This window comes from Halogranum amylolyticum (assembly GCF_900110465.1).
In the GTDB taxonomy this organism is placed as follows: Archaea; Halobacteriota; Halobacteria; order Halobacteriales; family Haloferacaceae; genus Halogranum; species Halogranum amylolyticum.
On the sequence record NZ_FODV01000005.1, the window covers coordinates 310,558 to 324,678 of the forward strand.

Here is a 14,121-nt window from a genome sequence, read left to right on the forward strand (position 1 = left end):
CTTGGGTCCCACGAGACAAAAGCGTCCACCTCTCGGTACGTTCGACCGGAGGTTCCGGCACGTTCCGACACACTTCGATGCTGGACCGACACGCTCCGACGCGACGACACCATCGTTTTGTCCGTCGCGGGCGACGGTCGGCTATGCATCTCCGTCCCGCCCGCCCGGCCGACGCCGAGGCCGTCGCCGCCGTCGCCCGCGAGTCGTGGCACGCCGCCTACGGCGAGTTCCTCTCGACAGTCGCCGTCGACGAGACGGTCGACGCCTGGTACGACCCGGCCGACCTCCGCGAACAGATCAACGAGGGGGCGTTCGTCGTCGCCGTCGACGACGACGAACTCGTCGCCTTCGCGCACGCCGTCGTGGCCGGCGACGGTACTCGGCCGACGCTCACCCGCATCTACGCCCGGGAGGCGTACTGGGGGACCGGCGTCGGGACGGCGTTGCTGAACCGCGCGGTCGCCGAACTCGAGACGGATCCCGACCACGAGTACCTCTCGGTGCTCGTCTTCGCGAACAACGCAGTCGGGCGGGCGTTCTACGAGTCACACGGCTTCGAGGTGGTCGGTCGCCGGACCGAGGAGTTCGAAGGGAACGACCACGAGGAGCTGATCCTCCGCGCTCCGCTCGAGCGGTTCCCGGTCGACTGAAATCGGCCGGTGGAGTCACCGTTAAATCCCTCGGGTGCACCCACACGAGTATGACCGACGTACGAATCCGCAAACCGACCGAGCGAACCTGCGAACGGTGCGGTCGACAGGAGGTTTGGACGGACGACAGTTGGCGCGTCGCCGAAGTCGACGGCGAGCGTGCCACCGGTAGCACCCACTGTATCCACGAGTGGGACATCGACGGCGCGTTCCTCCCGTTCGAACTGACCGGCGAGAACGGAGAGGCCGACGCCTGAACGCGGGGTCCCGCTCCGGTCGGGTGCGCCGACGACCCTCCTCTTCTCGCTGACCGTCCAGCCGAGCGACGAACACAGACCGGTACGTCGTGCGTGCTATCTCTAGACAGATATCCAAATAGCTATCCATATATTCAGGGACGAACGCTCCAGACCGCCGAAACGGCCAACCGCGCTCGGCGCGAGCGACGGACATGGTCACCGCGTACGTCACCGCACCGCCGGACGAGGCAGAGCGCATCGCACGGACGCTGGTCGAGGAACGACTCGCCGCGTGCGTCAACCGGGTCGCCTGCGAGTCGGTCTATCGCTGGGAGGGAGAGATCCACGACGACGAGGAGACGCTGTTGCTCGCGAAGACGACCGACGAGCGGTACGACGACCTGAAGCGGCGCGTCGTCGAACTCCACCCCTACGACGTCCCCTGCGTCGAGCGGTTCGAAGAGCGCGACGTCCACGAACCGTTCGCGACGTGGCGCGACGAGGCGGTCGGCGAGTAGCCGGTCGAAGCTACTTGCCGGTGTAGCGCGTAGGACCGCTATGCGTCCGACCGCAGTGTTCGTCACGCTGTTGTTTCTGTCCGGCTGTCTGACCGGCGTCCCGAGCGGTGGAGAGCCGGAAACGGGCGAGGCAAGCGTGGCGCACGCCGTCGAGTCGCCGACGACGAGTGCGGGCGGAGCGGACGACGTGCGTCTGCTGTCTCGTTCGGACGTCCAGAATAGGCTCGCCGAGCGCGGCGAAGACCCCGAGACGTACGAGTTCGGTCTGTTCTACGTCGACGCCGACGGGACGTGGTATCGCGCCGACCCGAACGGCACCGTCAGCGCAGTCGCCCCCGACGGCGACGTCGTCCCCGGTATCGTCGTCGACGACCCGTCGAGAACCCCGGCCAACGAGCGGATCGACGTCGCCGCGGCCGATCGGCCGGCGTACGTCTGGAAAGTGACGAAGCGGGCCGATCCGCCGACGACCGTCGTCGTCGACGCCGACAGCGGGGAGACGCTGGGCGTGTGGACCGTCCCCGGTGGCGGGCGAGCGCCGCCGTCGACGGCGACGGCGATGGCGACGACCGAGCGGCGCTGAGCGGCAGCGGGAGTTATCTGTCGGCGATCTCGTGCAGCACCGACAGCGTTCCGTCCATATACCCCTCCTCGAGGACGACGTCGGCGGCGGCCCGTGCCCTGTCGTCGGCGTTGGCGACGGCGTAGGACTCGTCGACGACGTGGAAGGTAGAGACGTCGTTCTCGCTGTCGCCGACGGCGACGAAGTCGGCGGCGTCGAGACCGAGGATGTCCGCGACCTCCTGCAGTCCCGCGCCTTTCTCGACGCCGGGCGACTTGACGTGGTAGGCGTAGCCGGTGTCGACGACCTCCATGTCGTACTCGAGGGCGACTTCGCGGAGCAGTTCCTCGTCGCTGTCGACGTGGATGGCGATCTCGGTCTCCCGCCAGCGGTTGATCGTGTCGGCCGCTCCCCACCCGAGGTCGCCGCCGCGGGCCTCGAATTCCTCGGCGACGGCGGCCGCCCGCTCGCGGTCGCCGGTGAACGAGACCTGCTGGTCGGCGAGGACGACGCCGCCGTTCTCGGCGACGACGGTCTCCGGGACTCCCAGGAAGTGACAGAGCGTCACCGGGTACGGAAACGACTTCCCGGTGGCGAGGACGACGGGGGCGTCCCACGCCGGTAACACGTCGAACGCGCGGGGGTCGATCGTTCCCTGCGGCGTGGTGAGCGTCCCGTCGATGTCCAGCGCGAGCGGCGGTGTCATGGTCGACCGTTCGCGGCGGAGCACGTAAATCGGCCGGCCACGGTCGCGTGGTCGATCCGCGAGGTGGGGGTCGGCGTCTACCGGTGATCTGATACGTTTCGCTACAAACGTTTTTGCGGTATCACACCGAGTGTCACAGTGAACCATGAAGAAACTCATCAACGACCCGGCGGACGTGGTCGACGAGATGCTCGACGGGATGGTCGCGGCGTATCCGGAGCGTCTACGTCGACTCGACGGGAACGAGGTACTCGTCCGGGCGGACGCACCGGTCGACGGGAAAGTGGGCGTCGTCTCCGGCGGCGGTAGCGGCCACGAACCGACACACGCCGGCTACATTGGCGACGGGATGCTCGACGGTGCGGCGGCGGGGGAGGTGTTCACCTCGCCGACGGCAGACCAGTTGAACGAGATGGTGCAGGCCTGCGACGCCGGCGAGGGCGTCCTCTGTGTCGTCAAGAACTACGAGGGCGACGTGATGAACTTCGAGACGGCCGGCGAGATGGCCGCGATGGAGGACGTAGAAGTCGAACAGGTCGTCGTCAACGACGACGTCGCCGTCGAGGACTCGCTGTACACGTCGGGTCGTCGCGGCGTCTGCGGGACCATCCTCGTCCACAAGGTGGCTGGCGCCAAGGCGGCCGAAGGTGCGGAGCTGTCGGAGGTCGCGCGCGTCGCCGAGAAGGTCGTCGACAACGTCGGTACGATGGGGATGGCGCTCACCTCCTGTGTCACTCCGGAGAAGGGCGAACCGACGTTCGACCTCGGCGAGGACGAACTCGAACTCGGTATCGGCATCCACGGCGAACCCGGCACCGAGCGGGCCGACATGATGAGCGCCGACGAGATCACCGACCACCTAACCGGGAAAGTGCTCGACGATCTCGATCTCGACGCCGGCCAGGAGGTCGTCACCATCGTCAACGGGATGGGCGGGACGCCGATGATGGAGCTGTTCGTCGTCAACAGACGCCTGCAGGAGCTGATGGACGACCACGACCTGCAGGTCCACGACGCGTGGGTCGGCGACTACATGACCTCGCTGGACATGATGGGCTGTTCGGTCACCGTCTGTGCCGTCGACGACGAGCTGAAGGAATTGCTCGACGCCTCGGCGAACACGCCAGCACTGAAGCGCTGACGCGTCGAGCGTCGACCGCGGCACAAACGCTTTCAGTTGTCGCGTCACCTGTACTCTATGGTAGACGAGGACACACAGCGAGAGGCAGTGCTGGCCGCCGTCGACGCCGTCGCCGGGCGTCTGTCCGACGAGAAGAAGTACCTCACCGACCTCGACTCGGCCATCGGCGACGCCGACCACGGATCGAACATGAGCCGCGGGTTCGGGAAGGTCGCCGAGAAGGCCGGGGAGATGGACGGCGAGATCGACGAGATTGTCAAGACCGTCGGGACGACGCTCATCGCGGAGGTCGGCGGAGCCTCGGGACCGCTCTACGGCGGCTCGATCATGTTCGCGAGCCAGGAGCTCGAGGGAGGTATCACCGCCGAGTCCAGCGTCGCCTTCGCCGAGGCGTACTTGGAGAAGGTTCAGGACCGCGGCAACGCCGAGGTCGGCGCGAAGACGATGGTCGACGCGCTCACGCCCGCCGTCCACACCTACAAGAAGTCGATCGAGCAGGACGACCTCCCGCCGCTGACCGCGCTGGCGAAGGCCGTCGACGCCGCCGAACGCGGCGTCCGCTTCACCGTCCCGCTGAAGGCGCGGAAGGGCCGCGCCTCCTACCTCGACTGGCGTTCCGTCGGCCATCAGGACCCCGGCGCGACGAGCACGCTGTTCATCATGGAGGAGCTCTTGGACGTCGCGGGCGAGTATCTGGAGGGCGACACCGACGTCGACGCCACGGCCCCCGAGTCGGTCGAGCGAGGGGACGACTGATGGTCGGACTCGTGGTCGTCTCCCACAGCGCGAAGGCGGCCGAGGGGATCTGCGAGGTGGCCGCCGAGATGGGCAGCGCGGAGGCCGAGATCGTCCCCGCCGGTGGCGACGACGACGGCGGGATCGGCACGAGCACCCAGCGGATCAACGAGGCGATCGAACGGGCCAGAGACGACGACGGAGCGGTCGTGCTCGTCGATCTCGGCAGCGCCGTGATGAACGCCGAACTGGCCATCGAGATGCTCGACACTGACGACGTCCGCATCGCCGACGCGCCGATCCTGGAGGGGACGCTGAACGCCGCCGTCACCGCCGCCGGGTCGAAGGCGACGCTGGACTCCGTCGTCGAGGCGGCCGAGGACGCACGGGACTACCGAAAGCTGAACTGAGTGTGGGAGTCGAGCGAGGTGAGCGTCGAGAGGAGTCGGTGGTCAGGGTCGACGAGCGGTCAGCGAGGGCGGTCCGCCGTCTCCGCCAGTGCCTCGTCGACCCACTCGGGCCGCGGGACGGTCGTCTCGCCGACGCCGTCGACGCGCATCGTCCGCGGCGGTTGGCTGAGCTGGGCCGGGACCGTTCGAGCCGCCGCAGCCGGCGAGGACGACGAGCGCGACGACCGCAAGGTGGAGGGCGAGTCGCATGCGACGGGGTTCAGACGGCGAGACGAAAAGTATTCCGTGGGTGACTACTCGCCGTCTTCGGGCGTCGAGAGCACTTCTTCGAGCGCGCCGAGCGCGGCCTCGGCGTCGTCGCCCTCGGCGATCAACCGTACTTCGGTCCCCGAGGGGACGCCGAGCGCCGTGACGGCGAGCATGCTGCCGGCGTTGACGGGGTCCCGGCTCCCGTCCGCGGGAGCGATGGTGACGTCGGCGTCGAACTCGCCTGCGGTCTCGACGAACTTCGCGGCCGGACGGGCGTGGAGGCCCGCCTCCGGGACGACGGTGACGATCCGTTCCATGCGAGAGGAAGGAGAGACGCCGACTTCACTCGTCCGGTCGCGGCGAGAGAGCACGCCTCACTCGCGGCCGCCGTTCAGTGAGAACAGGCGCTCGAACACGGCCGTCGGGAACCGGGGTTCGAGCCGACTCGGCGGACGACCTTTCCCTTCGGCCTCCTCGACGGTGACCCGTCGGGTGATGCCGCTCTCGGCGAGTTCGTAGAGGATGCGCTTGACCGTCGCCGCCGAGAGATCGACCGTCCGCGAGATCTGTTCACTCGCGGCCTGCACCGAACTGCGTTCGTCGACGTTCAGCTCGAGCAGTCGGCGGAGCACTCGCTGGCGGTTCGTCGGCAGCGCGAGGACGCGACCGAGCGAGACACACGGCCGGGGGACCGCGTCCATCCCGGCGTCGAGATCCGCGGTCAGAACGCTGTTGTGACCGGCGACCATCGCCTGGTCGGCAGCACCGAACAGTGCGGCGAGGGCGTCGTGGGCGTCGCCGTCGGCCCACTCGGCGACCTCGCGGACCTGCTCGTGGGTCAGCGCGTGCCGAGCGAGCCCGTTCGAGACCCGACTGGTCAGGATGTCGACGAGCGCGTGGTGACGGTACGGCGGGAACCGGACGGCGGCGACGTCGGTGTCGATCTCGGCGGGGCGTCTCCGGCCGACGCCGACGATCGAGAGCGCGTCGTCGACGGGCGAGAACAGCTCCGCGATCGCCCCGAACGAGTGTGTCTCGGGTTCGTCGAGGTGGTCGACCGCGACCAGCACCCGACGGTCGGCGTTCCCCAGTTCGCGCTGGAGTCGCGTCCGGATCTCTGCGGTGCCGACGCCGTGTTTCGGAACCGACTCCTCGACAAGTGCGTCGAGGACGGCGTGCGAGAGCGCAAAGTCGCTCGACGCGTCGCGCGCGTCGAGGTAGACGAACTCCGTCGGGCGCGGCGGTTCCGCCCGCGTCGTGGTGAGGATGACCGACTTCGGACGGCCGGACAGTTCGTCGAGGTGAGAGAACAGGGCGGTGACGACGGCGGACTTCCCGGTCCCCTTCGGTCCCCAGACGTAGAAGTTCGGCGGGAGCACGCCCTCGAAGACGGGTTCGATGTGGTCGAGCAACTGCTCGAGCACCGGCCCGCGGCCGGTCGGTTCGTCCGGGTGGACGACGGGGTTCACGGCGTCGTAGTCGTGGACCAGCCGCGGCTCGTGCTCCGTCCGTTGTCGACGCGCAATGCGCTCACGTAGGTTCATCGGTCGTCGTTGGGTCACTCTCTCGACAGTCGGTCTATAACGGTGACTGTCGTCAGTCGTCTGTCGGCTCTCTCCACACCCGACGCGGTCCGAACGTCCCCGAAAGGGGAGGCGACTCAGAACGGCATCGGGATCCACACCGCCGTCGAGAACACGCCCGCGAACGTCAGGAGCGCGATGATGAACGTCGCGATGACGATGGCGAACGCCGGCGGGTCGAGGTGGGTGTCCGCGTGCGCGTAGAAGATGCGCTGGACGACCTCACCCGCGAGTGCACCGACGATACCGAACACACCGCCGACGAGCAGGGGTGCGACACCTGCGGCCGCGAGCGACTCGGGAGCGCTCCCGCCGACGACGGCCAGTGCGGCCGTACTCGCCGGCAGCGACATGTGATGGGTGACCGGGATGTTCGCGACGCCGAGGTTCAGGAACAGCAGCGTCGCCGCGCTGATACCGAACGCGAGGAACGGGCTGCCGGTGGTAAGCGCGATGAACCCACCGAGGATGCCGACGACGAAGCCGATCATCGTCACGTTGGGCCACTTGTACTGGTGAGGCAGCCACGGTTCGACGAGGAACCGGGCAGTCTCACCGCCGTCGGTGGCGGTCTCACCACCGTTGGTGGCAGCCTCACCCATGACGCGTCGCTCCTCTGCTTCGAAGGGTTTCATGTTCATGAGTCCCTTTCTGGCGTCACCGATGATGTCGTAGCCGAAGGCCAGACGGTGGGCGAACGCCGAGAGGACGACACCCATCGCGATGGGGTCCCACGGTGCAGCCAGCAGCGTTCCCGAGGTGAGCGTGATGAAGTAACCGAGGATACCGAACGCACCACCGACGGCGAGGACGTCCGGTCTGGTCCCCAGTGCGTGCGTGATGTTCTTCGCTTCGTGGTAGTCGAAGCCGGTGTCCATGTAGCCCTTCTTCGCGGCGTAGGCGGCCGCCGCCGCACCGCCGGCGAAGCTGATGTGTGGGCCGAAGACGGCACCGAAGCCGATGGAGCCGGTGATCGAGCCGAGGATCGCGACGTCGGCTGCGCCGGCGTCTCCGATCGCTCGACTGACTAAGTTCGCCGACTCACCGGCGATCACCATGAACCCGGTGAAGATGAACGCCGGGAGCGCGCCGAGCGCCGCACCGAACGCTCCACCTGCGAACGCTGCGATGACGTTGATGACGATGACTTCGGTTGCTGGAAGCGCCATCGTTACTCACCACTGTCACGCGCCCAGTCTTTCGACCGCTCGACTGCCTCGGTCCAGCGGCCGTACCGTTCGTCGACGCCGGTCGCGTCGTCGTCGGGGGTGAACTCGCGGTCGACCTGCCAGTTGTCGCGGAGTTCGTCCAGCGTCTCCCAGTAGCCGACGGCGAGGCCGGCGGCGTAGGCCGACCCGAGTGCGGTCGTCTCGTCGACCTGCGGTCGGACGATATCCGAGTCGATGATGTTCGACTGCAGCTGACAGAGGAAGTTGTTCTTGACCGCACCACCGTCGACGCGGAGACTCTGCATCTCGATGCCGGAGTCGGCCTCCATCGCCTCGGCGACGTCCCGCGTCTGGAACGCGATGGACTCGAGGGTCGCCCGGACGATGTGTTCTTTCCGCGTGCCGCGGGTCATCCCGACGATGGTGCCGCGCGCGCGCTGGTCCCAGTGCGGCGCACCGAGTCCGGTGAACGCCGGCACGAGGTAGACGTCGTCCGTCGAGTCGACGCTCCGGGCGAGCTCCTCGGTCTGGCCGGGGTTGTCGATGAGGTCGACGTCCTCGAGCCACTGGATGGCCGCGCCCGTGACGAAGATCGACCCCTCCAGCGCGTACTGGACGGGTTCGCCCGAGCGCTGGAAGCCGATCGTCGTGAGCAGTCCGTGCTCGGAGTCGACGGCCTCCTCACCCGTGTTCATCAGGAAGAACGACCCCGTCCCGTAGGTGTTCTTCGCGTCGCCCTCGTCGAAGCAGGTCTGACCGAACAGCGCGGCCTGCTGGTCGCCGAGTGCGCCCGCGACGGGGACCTCCGCGTTGAGGAACCCGCTCGCGCTCGTCGATCCGTAGGTGTCGTCGTCGCTCGAGGGACGTACCTCGGGGAGCATCTCGCGGTGAACGTCGAACTCGTCGAGGAGTTCGTCGTCCCAGTCGTTCTCGTGGATGTTGTACAGCATCGTCCGCGAGGCGTTGGTGACGTCCGTGATGTGGTTGCCCGTCAGTTTGTAGATGAGCCACGTGTCCATCGTACCGAAGAGGATCTCACCTTCGGCGGCGCGGTCACGGATGTCTTCGGGCCGCGAGCGCTGGAGTTTGATCGGATCGGAGTTGTCGAGGAGCCACTCGGCCTTCGTCGCCGAGAAGTACGCGTCGGCCTCGAGACCGGTCTTCCCGCGGATCATCTCGACTTTGTCCTCGTCGCGAAGCGTCTCGACACGGTCGGTCGTCCGGCGGTCCTGCCAGACGATGGCGTTGTGGATCGGTTTGCCCGTCTCGGCGTCCCACAGCACCGTCGTCTCGCGTTGGTTGGTGATACCGATTGCGGCCAGTTGGTCGGGGCCGAGGTCGGCGTTCGAGAGCGCCTCCTCGATGACCAACTTCGTCTTGCGCCAGATCTCGAGCGCGTCGTGTTCGACCCACCCCGGTTCCGGATAGATCTGTTCGTGCTTCTCGTACGCGTTCGCGACCACCTGACCGCTGTGGTCGAACACCATGAATCGCGTACCGGTTGTACCCTGATCAATCGCGCCGACGTATTGTTCTGCCATAGAGTCTAACCACTCCCAGAGATGGTGCAGCCACGGACGGTCGACATTCTTTATCCGTGATTGCGAACCACACGTAAACAAAATGGAGTATCATTATAAAACTTACCCCAGTATAAAAATACAGCGGGTGAGATTAACACGGTCGACGGAGAGAACACCGCCGGATTCGGGGGCAAACCGGACGGATAGCAAGAAATATAAGAGTATTTACTATTTTGCATACCCGTCGAAGCGGATTGTTTACTTGTGAACCCCGGAAGGGGGTAAAGTAAAGTGTCCGCGGACCGAGTTCCACACGACCGATGACAGAGACACCGTCAGTGCTCGTCGTCGGCGGCGGTTCCACGGGCTGCGGTATCGCCCGTGACCTCGCGATGCGCGGGGTCGACGTCACGCTCGTCGAGAAGGGGAACCTGACGCACGGAACGACCGGGCGCATGCACGGACTCCTTCACAGCGGTGGACGTTACGCCGTCTCCGACCAAGCCAGCGCGAAGGAGTGTATCGAAGAGAACCGAGTGCTGCGGGAGATCGCCAGCCACTGCGTCGAGATGACCGGGGGGCTGTTCGTCCAGCGGCCGGAGGACTCCGACGACTACTTCCAGCAGAAACTGGAGGGCTGTCGCGAGTGCGGCATCCCCGCGGAGGTGCTCTCGGCCGAGGAGGCCCGCGAGATGGAACCCTACCTCGCGAAAGACGTCAAGCGGGCGATCCGTGTGCCGGACGGCGCGGTCGACCCGTTCCGGCTCTGCGTCGCCAACGCCGCCAGCGCCGAACAACACGGCGCACGCATCGAGACGCACGCCGAGGTGATCGACGTACTCGTCGAGGACGGCGAGGTCGTCGGCGTCGAAGTGAAACACGACTCCGGACCGGGCAAACGCACGCACAGGACGCCGGGGTCGACCGAGAAGCTGTACGCCGACTACGTCGTCAACGCGACGGGCGCGTGGGCCGGGCAACTCGGCGACATGGCGGGCGTCGACGTCGAGGTCCGCCCCTCGAAGGGCGTGATGACCATCATGAACACCCGACAGGTCGACACCGTCGTCAACCGCTGTCGGCCGAAGGGCGACGCCGACATCATCGTCCCCCACGAGACGACCTGTATTCTCGGGACGACCGACGAGGAGGTCGAAGACCCCGAGGACTACCCCGAGGAGGGGTGGGAGGTCGATCTGATGATCGACACGCTCTCCGAACTCGTCCCGATGCTCGCGGACGCACGGACGATCCGCTCCTTTTGGGGTGTCCGCCCGCTCTACGAACCACCGGGCACCGGGACGGAAGACCCCACTGACATCACCCGCGAGTTCTTCCTGCTCGACCACGCCGAGCGCGACGACCTGCCGGGGATGACCAGCATCGTCGGCGGGAAGCTCACCACTTACCGGATGATGGGCGAACAGATCTCCGACCACGTCTGCGAGAAACTCGGCGTCGACGCCGAATGTCGCACCGCCGACGTCCCGCTGCCGGGCAGCGAGGACTTCACCGTCCTCCGCGACTACATGGAGGAGTTCGGTCTGCGGTCGCCCATCGGTCGTCGGAGCGCCCAGCGACTCGGGTCGCGGACGGACGAGGTGCTGAAGACCGACGGTCCGAACCCCGTCGTCTGCGAGTGCGAGGCCGTCACGCGCGCAGAGATTCAAGACGGCATCGAGGGGTCGGGGTCGGACCTCAACGCGGTCCGCATCCGCACCCGCGCCTCCATGGGCAACTGTCAGGGGGCGTTCTGCTGTCAGCGGATGGCGAACGAACTCGCCCCCGAGTACGACGAGGCCGTCGCCCGCGAAGCGTACCACGAACTCTACCAGGAACGCTGGAAAGGCGAACGCCACGCGCTGTGGGGGACGCAGTTGTCGCAGGCGATGCTGAAGTACGCGCTGCACGCGACGACGATGAACCAAGACGGCGACCCCGCCGAACTGGAGGGCGACGTCGACTTCGGTGCGTTCGACTCGGGCGTCGACGACACGGGCGCCGAAACCGTCGGCGACCGGGCGGCGGCCGACGGCGGGTCGGTCCCGACCGACCGCGACGAGGGGGGAAGCCGTGCCGATCAGTGAGGACGTGCTCGTCGTCGGCGGCGGACTCGCCGGCGCGACGACCGCTCTCGCCGCGGCCGAGACGGGGGCGTCGGTCCGCCTCGTCACCTACAAGAAGTCCACGATGCGCTTCGCCAGTGGGCTGATCGACATCCTCGGCTACACGCCGGACGGAGAGGGCCCCATCTCGAACCCCTACGACGCGCTAGCTTCACTCCCCGAGGCTCACCCTTACAGCGTCGTCGGCGAAGAGGCGATCCGCGAGGCGTTCGGCCTGTTCGACGAGGTCGCCGGCGACAGCTATCTTGGCGGCCACACCGACGCAAACGCGCTCCTCCCGACCCACGGCGGGACGGTGAAACCGACGGCACGCTACCCGAAGTCGGCCGCGAACGGGCTCGCCAGCGACGGTCGGGACGCGCTGTTGGTCGGCTTCGAGTCGCTGACGGACCTCGACGCGCCGCTGGCGGCCGACCACATGGCCGCGGCTGGCGTTCCCTTCTCGGTTCGCGGCGTCACCCTCGAGTTCCCGGTCGAACTCCGGGCGGACGCGAAGGTGACGCGGTTCGCGAAGGCGCTCGACGCCGACGAGAACCGGGCGCGACGGCGACTCGCCGACGCGGTCGAACCCCACCTCGACGGAGCCGAACGCGTCGGGTTCCCCGCGCTGCTCGGTGACGAACACGGCGAGGAAGTCCGCGCCGACCTCTCGGCCACACTCGGCGTCGACGTGTTCGAGGTGCCGATGGGGCCGCCGAGTCTCGCGGGACTCCGACTGGAAGACCGGTTCTTCGCGGCGCTCGACGAGGCGGGCGTCCGCATCTCGTCGGGCAACCCGGTCGTGGACTTCGAGACCGACGAGACGGGCGACCGAATCGAGGCCGTCTTCGTCGACCGGAAGGGCCAGCGGGTGCCGTACCACGCCGGGCAGTTCGTCCTCGCGACGGGCGGTCTCGTGGGGAAAGGGATCGACTCCTCGCGAGAGCGCGTCGAGGAGCCGATCTTCGACTGTCACGTCCCTCACCCCGGAGACCGTTACGAGTGGTCCGACGCCGACGCGTTCGGCGACCACGCGTTCGCGAGGTTCGGTGTCGTACCGGACGAGGAACTCCGGCCGACGGGGTCGGACGACGACGTCGAGTTCGAGAACCTCCGGGCCGCGGGCGGCGTCGTCGGCGGCGCGGACTTCGCGGCGGAGAAGAGCGGTAGCGGCATCTCGCTCGCCACGGGGCTCGTGGCCGGGCGGAACGCCGGAACGGAGGCCAGTCAATGAGTGACGCAGAGAACCCAAGCGAGTTCGAGCCGGTACAGGTGTTCCCGGAGACGGAGGAGATGGACCTCCGGCCGGGTGCAGACAACTGCTACAAGTGTACGACCTGCGATACGGCGTGTCCGGTCGCGGAGGTCGACGACGGCTTCCCGGGGCCGAAGTTCCAGGGGCCGGAGCAGTGGCGACTGAAGCGCAAGGAGGACGAGGCGGTCGACGACTCCATCATGTCGTGTTCGAACTGCATGCGGTGTGACGACGCCTGCCCGTCGTCGGTGCCGCTGTCGCAGATGCACAACACGGCCCGCGGCGAGTACGTCGACGAACAGATGGACAAACTGTCGCGGGAGTATCTTCGAAATCGGATCCTCGCGAACTACAACACGCTCGCGATGCTCGGCAGCAAGGTGCCCCGACTCACGAACGCGGTGATGGGCAACTCGCTCGTCCAGACGGTCAACGAGAAGCTACTCGGCATCACCGGCGAACGCGAGTTCCCGGAGTTCGCCGAGCAGACGTTCCGCGAGTGGTGGGAGGAACGCGGCGGCCCGCAGGTGCGCTCTGAGGAGAAACGCGTCGCCTACTTCCACGGCTGTTACTCCAACTACAACACTCCCGAGGTGGGGAAGGCGATGGTCCGCGTCTTCGAGTCGTTCGGCTACGAGGTCGTCGTCCCCAAACAACGCTGTTCGGGGACGCCGATGTTCGCAAACGGGATGCTCGACGACGCGAAGCGCGCGGCGGGCATCAACGCCGAGAACTTCAAGGGGCTCATCCCCGAGGGGTACGACATCGTCGCCTCCTGTACGTCGTGTTCGATGTCGCTTCGACAGGAGTACCCCGAACTGTTCGACATCGACGGCATCGAGGACGTCTCGAATCACACCTACGAGGCCGTCGAGTATCTCCGCATCCACGAGGATCTCCGTGGAGCCGTCGCCGACGCGACGGTGTCCGATCAGTCGTTTGCCTACCACGCGCCGTGTCACGCTCGGAACCAGGGGCTCGACCGACAGGCGGTCGAACTCTTTCGGGAGCTCGACGGCGTCACCATCGAGGACGTCGGCGACTCCTGCTCCGGGATTTCAGGAACCTACGGCTGGAAAGAGGAGAAGTACGAGACGTCGATGGCCATCGGCGAGGAGATGTTCGACCACATGCACCACGCCGAGGGCGACGTCGGCATGACCGAGTGTCCGACCTGCTCGATGCAGATGAACCACGGGACGGGCTACGAGATCAAACACCCGTTACAGCTGCTCGAAGAAGCGATCGTCTGAGAGACTGCGCTACGTTTTCGCGT

At 67.0% G+C, this 14,121-nt stretch carries 16 protein-coding genes; 10 read left to right on the forward strand and 6 right to left on the reverse strand.

The window, feature by feature from the left end:
- The first annotated feature begins 143 nt into the window (after positions 1 to 143).
- The 4 genes from BSG17_RS12545 (at position 144) to BSG17_RS12560 (ending at position 1,990) form a co-directional block, all read left to right on the forward strand.
- Positions 144 to 650, forward strand: a complete 507-nt coding sequence (locus tag BSG17_RS12545) for a GNAT family N-acetyltransferase (protein WP_089824559.1) — start codon at positions 144 to 146, stop codon at positions 648 to 650.
- Positions 651 to 700: 50 nt separating this feature from the next.
- Positions 701 to 907, forward strand: a complete 207-nt coding sequence (locus BSG17_RS12550) for an HEWD family protein (protein ID WP_089824561.1) — start codon at positions 701 to 703, stop codon at positions 905 to 907.
- A gap of 194 nt (positions 908 to 1,101) precedes the next feature.
- The gene (cutA, locus tag BSG17_RS12555) at positions 1,102 to 1,407 is read left to right on the forward strand and encodes a divalent-cation tolerance protein CutA (protein ID WP_089824563.1); all 306 of its coding nucleotides are present in this window, start codon (positions 1,102 to 1,104) and stop codon (positions 1,405 to 1,407) included.
- 40 nt (positions 1,408 to 1,447) lie between these two features.
- A complete protein-coding gene (locus BSG17_RS12560; RefSeq protein ID WP_089824564.1) occupies positions 1,448 to 1,990 on the forward strand; it encodes a hypothetical protein in 543 nt (180 codons plus the stop codon).
- 13 nt (positions 1,991 to 2,003) lie between these two features.
- On the opposite strand, the gene BSG17_RS12565 is transcribed toward BSG17_RS12560, so the two are convergent.
- Positions 2,004 to 2,675 carry a phosphoglycolate phosphatase gene (locus BSG17_RS12565; RefSeq protein ID WP_089824723.1) on the reverse strand — a complete coding sequence of 224 codons (672 nt, stop codon included), beginning with the start codon at positions 2,673 to 2,675 and terminating at the stop codon, positions 2,004 to 2,006.
- Positions 2,676 to 2,820: 145 nt separating this feature from the next.
- On the opposite strand from BSG17_RS12565, the gene dhaK reads away from it, so the two are divergent.
- From dhaK to dhaM, 3 genes are read left to right on the forward strand one after another with little or no spacing between them, the layout of a single operon-like run.
- Positions 2,821 to 3,816 carry a dihydroxyacetone kinase subunit DhaK gene (gene dhaK, locus BSG17_RS12570; RefSeq protein ID WP_089824566.1) on the forward strand — a complete coding sequence of 332 codons (996 nt, stop codon included), beginning with the start codon at positions 2,821 to 2,823 and terminating at the stop codon, positions 3,814 to 3,816.
- Positions 3,817 to 3,873: 57 nt separating this feature from the next.
- The gene (dhaL, locus tag BSG17_RS12575; protein WP_089824568.1) at positions 3,874 to 4,572 is read left to right on the forward strand and encodes a dihydroxyacetone kinase subunit DhaL; all 699 of its coding nucleotides are present in this window, start codon (positions 3,874 to 3,876) and stop codon (positions 4,570 to 4,572) included.
- Positions 4,572 to 4,961, forward strand: coding sequence for a dihydroxyacetone kinase phosphoryl donor subunit DhaM (gene dhaM, locus BSG17_RS12580; protein WP_089824570.1), 390 nt, complete (start codon positions 4,572 to 4,574; stop codon positions 4,959 to 4,961). Before dhaL ends, dhaM begins: the two co-directional genes overlap by 1 nt.
- A gap of 59 nt (positions 4,962 to 5,020) precedes the next feature.
- Here the strand turns inward: dhaM and BSG17_RS27025 are convergent, their stop codons facing one another.
- The 5 genes from BSG17_RS27025 to glpK all read right to left on the reverse strand — a co-directional run bounded on the left by BSG17_RS27025 (position 5,021) and on the right by glpK (position 9,503).
- Positions 5,021 to 5,191 carry a hypothetical protein gene (locus BSG17_RS27025; protein ID WP_170864795.1) on the reverse strand — a complete coding sequence of 57 codons (171 nt, stop codon included), beginning with the start codon at positions 5,189 to 5,191 and terminating at the stop codon, positions 5,021 to 5,023.
- A 63-nt stretch (positions 5,192 to 5,254) separates the two neighbouring features.
- Positions 5,255 to 5,527 carry a phosphocarrier protein HPr gene (ptsH1, locus tag BSG17_RS12585; protein ID WP_089824572.1) on the reverse strand — a complete coding sequence of 91 codons (273 nt, stop codon included), beginning with the start codon at positions 5,525 to 5,527 and terminating at the stop codon, positions 5,255 to 5,257.
- A gap of 57 nt (positions 5,528 to 5,584) precedes the next feature.
- Entirely contained in the window at positions 5,585 to 6,754 is a 1,170-nt protein-coding gene (locus tag BSG17_RS12590) for a Cdc6/Cdc18 family protein (RefSeq protein WP_089824574.1), read from the reverse strand.
- Between the two features lie 116 nt (positions 6,755 to 6,870).
- Entirely contained in the window at positions 6,871 to 7,962 is a 1,092-nt protein-coding gene (locus tag BSG17_RS12595; protein WP_089824576.1) for a DUF7973 family transport facilitator, read from the reverse strand.
- A 2-nt stretch (positions 7,963 to 7,964) separates the two neighbouring features.
- Positions 7,965 to 9,503 (reverse strand): glycerol kinase GlpK, encoded by a 1,539-nt coding sequence (gene glpK / locus BSG17_RS12600; RefSeq protein WP_089824577.1) that lies wholly within the window; start codon positions 9,501 to 9,503, stop codon positions 7,965 to 7,967.
- Positions 9,504 to 9,805: 302 nt separating this feature from the next.
- On the opposite strand from glpK, the gene glpA reads away from it, so the two are divergent.
- From glpA to BSG17_RS12615, 3 genes are read left to right on the forward strand one after another with little or no spacing between them, the layout of a single operon-like run.
- A complete protein-coding gene (gene glpA / locus BSG17_RS12605; RefSeq protein WP_089824579.1) occupies positions 9,806 to 11,572 on the forward strand; it encodes an anaerobic glycerol-3-phosphate dehydrogenase subunit GlpA in 1,767 nt (588 codons plus the stop codon).
- Entirely contained in the window at positions 11,559 to 12,824 is a 1,266-nt protein-coding gene (glpB, locus tag BSG17_RS12610; protein ID WP_089824581.1) for a glycerol-3-phosphate dehydrogenase subunit GlpB, read from the forward strand. The genes glpA and glpB overlap by 14 nt, the downstream gene beginning before the upstream one ends.
- Complete coding sequence (locus BSG17_RS12615; RefSeq protein WP_089824584.1) at positions 12,821 to 14,098, forward strand: anaerobic glycerol-3-phosphate dehydrogenase subunit C; 1,278 nt, start codon at positions 12,821 to 12,823, stop codon at positions 14,096 to 14,098. The genes glpB and BSG17_RS12615 overlap by 4 nt, the downstream gene beginning before the upstream one ends.
- Positions 14,099 to 14,121: the final 23 nt, after the last annotated feature.

Excerpts from the sequence above, each read along its gene's own strand:
- BSG17_RS12545 (WP_089824559.1), top strand. The coding sequence starts at position 144 with ATGCATCTCCGTCCCGCCCGCCCGGCCGACGCCGAGGCCGTCGCCGCC.
- BSG17_RS12550 (WP_089824561.1), top strand. The coding sequence starts at position 701 with ATGACCGACGTACGAATCCGCAAACCGACCGAGCGAACCTGCGAACGG.
- cutA (WP_089824563.1), top strand. The coding sequence starts at position 1,102 with ATGGTCACCGCGTACGTCACCGCACCGCCGGACGAGGCAGAGCGCATC.
- BSG17_RS12560 (WP_089824564.1), top strand. The coding sequence starts at position 1,448 with ATGCGTCCGACCGCAGTGTTCGTCACGCTGTTGTTTCTGTCCGGCTGT.
- BSG17_RS12565 (WP_089824723.1), bottom strand. The coding sequence starts at position 2,675 with ATGACACCGCCGCTCGCGCTGGACATCGACGGGACGCTCACCACGCCG.
- dhaK (WP_089824566.1), top strand. The coding sequence starts at position 2,821 with ATGAAGAAACTCATCAACGACCCGGCGGACGTGGTCGACGAGATGCTC.
- dhaL (WP_089824568.1), top strand. The coding sequence starts at position 3,874 with ATGGTAGACGAGGACACACAGCGAGAGGCAGTGCTGGCCGCCGTCGAC.
- dhaM (WP_089824570.1), top strand. The coding sequence starts at position 4,572 with ATGGTCGGACTCGTGGTCGTCTCCCACAGCGCGAAGGCGGCCGAGGGG.
- ptsH1 (WP_089824572.1), bottom strand. The coding sequence starts at position 5,527 with ATGGAACGGATCGTCACCGTCGTCCCGGAGGCGGGCCTCCACGCCCGT.
- BSG17_RS12590 (WP_089824574.1), bottom strand. The coding sequence starts at position 6,754 with ATGAACCTACGTGAGCGCATTGCGCGTCGACAACGGACGGAGCACGAG.
- BSG17_RS12595 (WP_089824576.1), bottom strand. The coding sequence starts at position 7,962 with ATGGCGCTTCCAGCAACCGAAGTCATCGTCATCAACGTCATCGCAGCG.
- glpK (WP_089824577.1), bottom strand. The coding sequence starts at position 9,503 with ATGGCAGAACAATACGTCGGCGCGATTGATCAGGGTACAACCGGTACG.
- glpA (WP_089824579.1), top strand. The coding sequence starts at position 9,806 with ATGACAGAGACACCGTCAGTGCTCGTCGTCGGCGGCGGTTCCACGGGC.
- BSG17_RS12615 (WP_089824584.1), top strand. The coding sequence starts at position 12,821 with ATGAGTGACGCAGAGAACCCAAGCGAGTTCGAGCCGGTACAGGTGTTC.